Source organism: Lyngbya sp. CCY1209 (assembly GCF_055795065.1).
Map to the genome: position 1 here is coordinate 1 of NZ_JAYFER010000105.1, position 3077 is coordinate 3077.

The 3077-nt window shown below is 52.8% G+C and carries 3 protein-coding genes; all 3 read left to right on the top strand.

Annotation, left to right across the window (positions count from 1 at the left end; translation table 11 throughout):
- The first annotated feature begins 170 nt into the window (after positions 1 to 170).
- Positions 171 to 341, top strand: a complete 171-nt coding sequence (locus tag AC0QHF_RS00685) for a VapC50 family PIN domain-containing toxin (RefSeq protein WP_473113498.1) — start codon at positions 171 to 173, stop codon at positions 339 to 341.
- 130 nt (positions 342 to 471) lie between these two features.
- Entirely contained in the window at positions 472 to 2748 is a 2277-nt protein-coding gene (locus AC0QHF_RS00690; RefSeq protein WP_324702265.1) for a heavy metal translocating P-type ATPase, read from the top strand.
- A gap of 21 nt (positions 2749 to 2769) precedes the next feature.
- Positions 2770 to 3009: a hypothetical protein gene (locus AC0QHF_RS00695; RefSeq protein WP_324702266.1), complete on the top strand. Its 240-nt coding sequence runs from the start codon at positions 2770 to 2772 to the stop codon at positions 3007 to 3009.
- Positions 3010 to 3077 lie beyond the last annotated feature (68 nt).

Here is a 3077-nt window from a genome sequence, read left to right on the forward strand (position 1 = left end):
CTCAAATGAGGCAAAATTCAAAACGGAGCATCGGGCATCTTGCCTGTGGATTCAGATCCGATCGCCTCATTTAAGATCAAACAGTCCAGTAGGGTGAGTTAGGCGCGGCAGTAATTTTTCAGAAAAACCCACAACTTTCCATCCGCGCCGTAACCCACCATTTCCTTTTCATTGTCCATTTAATTGATGGGGCTCCTTCCGTTATTTGTCGGGCCGTCAAACGACAGCGAATGAGCTTAAAAAATCCCCCTCTCAGCATTCAAGAATTACTCGCTTCCTACGAAAGGCAAGGTTGGGATCAGACGGTAGCAGAACTCAGACTTTACGAAGAACTGCTTTAATGCGATCGCGGCTTTTTATTAAGTTTTGTCTCAAAAACTTGACAAAGAAAATTTTTTCCGAACCCCTTGACTCTCCAGTTAACCGGAGACTCTAAACTCAATCCATCGAGTCCTTAACCGGAGTCTGCCGATGAAAACCACCCACCTGCAACTCAAGGGGATGAGCTGCGCCGCCTGTGCCTCCCGCATCGAAACCGTCGTCAAGCGGATCGACGGCGTGGATCAGTGCCAGGTGAATTTTGGCGCCGAACAGGCTACCGTCAATTATAATCCCCAAAAAACCAATTTGGAGCAAATCCAACAGGCGGTATCCGATGCCGGATACGGCGCCAAACCGTTGAAGGGGATGAGACAGAGTGAAGATGAGACGGAACGGGAAAGCCGCCAAATTGAACGGGAACTGACGCGAAAAGTGGCGATCGCCGGTTTAATCAGTATTTTTCTGATGTTTGGCGGTTTACCAATGATGACGGGGTTAGATATACCTTGGATTCCCCATTGGATGCACAATTACTGGCTACAATTGGTGTTGACAACCCCCGTGATGTTTTGGTGCGGACACCAATTTTTTACGGGAGCTTGGAAAGGGTTAAAACAGCGTTCTTCGGATATGAATACCCTGATCGCTGTCGGAACTGGAGCCGCTTATATTTACTCGGTTTTCGTGACTTTATTTCCCCAAGTTTTTACCAGGCAGGGGTTGAGTGCCGATGTTTATTACGAGTCCGCCGTCGTCATTATTACCCTAATTCTACTGGGGCGATTATTGGAACATCGCGCCCGGGGCAAAACCTCCGAAGCCATCCGCAAATTGATGGGATTACAGGCGAAAACAGCCCGGGTAATCCGCTCCGGAGAAGAACAGGATATTCCCATCGATGAAGTGCAGGTGGGGGATGTGGTTGTCGTGCGTCCGGGGGAGAAAATTCCGGTGGATGGCGAAGTGATGGAAGGGCGATCGACGGTGGATGAGTCGATGGTGACGGGGGAAAGCGTTCCCGTCGAAAAGCATCCCGGAGATGAAGTGATCGGGGCGACAATTAATAAGACGGGGAGTTTTAAATTCAAAGCCGCCAGAGTCGGGGAAGAGACGGTTTTGGCGCAAATCGTGCAGTTGGTGCAGCAGGCACAGGGATCGAAGGCACCGATTCAGCGGTTGGCGGATCGGGTGACGGGGTGGTTCGTTCCGGTGGTAATTGCGATCGCGATCGCCACATTTGTCGTCTGGTTTAATATTACTGGAAATCTCACGTTGGCGATCGTGACAATGGTGGGCGTTTTAATTATCGCCTGTCCCTGCGCGTTGGGATTGGCGACGCCGACATCGGTGATGGTTGGCACCGGATTGGGGGCGGAAAATGGCATTTTAATCAAAGGTGCGGACAGTCTGGAACTCGCCCACAAAATCGAAACTTTAGTATTGGATAAAACCGGAACGCTGACGGCGGGAAAACCGACGGTAACGAACTACGTCACGACGGCGGGAACGGCGAATGATGCCGAGTTGAAATTGCTGCGGCTGGTGGCGGCGGTGGAACGCCAATCGGAACATCCTTTGGCGGAAGCGATCGTCGAATATGCCAAATCTCAACAGGTGGAATTTCCCCTTCCAAATGTGGAGGATTTCGAGGCGATGGCGGGAATGGGGGTGCAGGGAAGGGTTTCCGATCGCCGCATCCAAATTGGCACCTCGGCTTGGATGGAAGAATTGGGAATGGATACCCAAATTTTCGAGACGCAGCAGCAGCAATGGGAAACCGACGGACAGACGACGGCTTGGATCGCGATGGACGGAGAAATTGAGGGATTATTGGGAATTGCAGATACTCTAAAACCCTCGTCGGCGGAAGCGGTGAAGGCGTTGAAGCGGATGGGTTTGGAAGTGGTGATGGTGACGGGAGATAACCAGAAAACTGCCGAGGCGATCGCGGATCAAGTGGGAATCGATCGCGTTTTCGCCCAAGTTCGCCCCGATCGCAAGTCGGAAATCGTCAAATCCTTGCAGCAGGAAAAAGCCAAAAAAGGCAAGGAACGTCCCGTCGTGGCGATGGTGGGAGACGGCATCAACGACGCCCCGGCTTTGGCACAGGCGGACGTGGGAATCGCGATCGGCACCGGCACCGACGTGGCGATCGCGGCGGGGGATATTACCTTAATTTCCGGCGATTTAAAAGGTATCGTCACCGCCATTCAACTCAGCCGCGCCACCATGAACAATATCCGCCAAAATCTGTTTTTTGCCTTTATTTACAATACCCTGGGCATCCCGATCGCAGCGGGGGTTCTGTTCCCCCTCACCCACTGGCTACTCAACCCGATTATCGCCGGTGCTGCGATGGCGATGAGTTCCGTTTCCGTCGTCACCAACGCCCTGCGACTGCGGCGGACTCGCTTGGCGAAACATTGATGTTTTTTTTGAGGTTAAATCATGTTCAAATTCGGCAAAATTGGCGGTTATTTTACGGGGTTGTTGCTGGCGGGTGCGATCGCGTCCCTCCCGGCGGAAGCAATGCCCGAAAAATCCCACGGTGGCGAGTTCGGACAATTCAGCAAAATCGAACAACCCCTCGCCGTCAAGTTGGGTGTCACCCTCGGCGGTGTCGCCCTGATCGGTTTTGAATTGTGGTGGTTTATGTTTGAATCTGGAGGTAAAAAATCGACGGAGTGAGAATCCCCCCCAGCCCCCATCCCCCCCAGCCCCCATCCCCCCCAGCCCCCATCCCCCCCAGCCCCCCT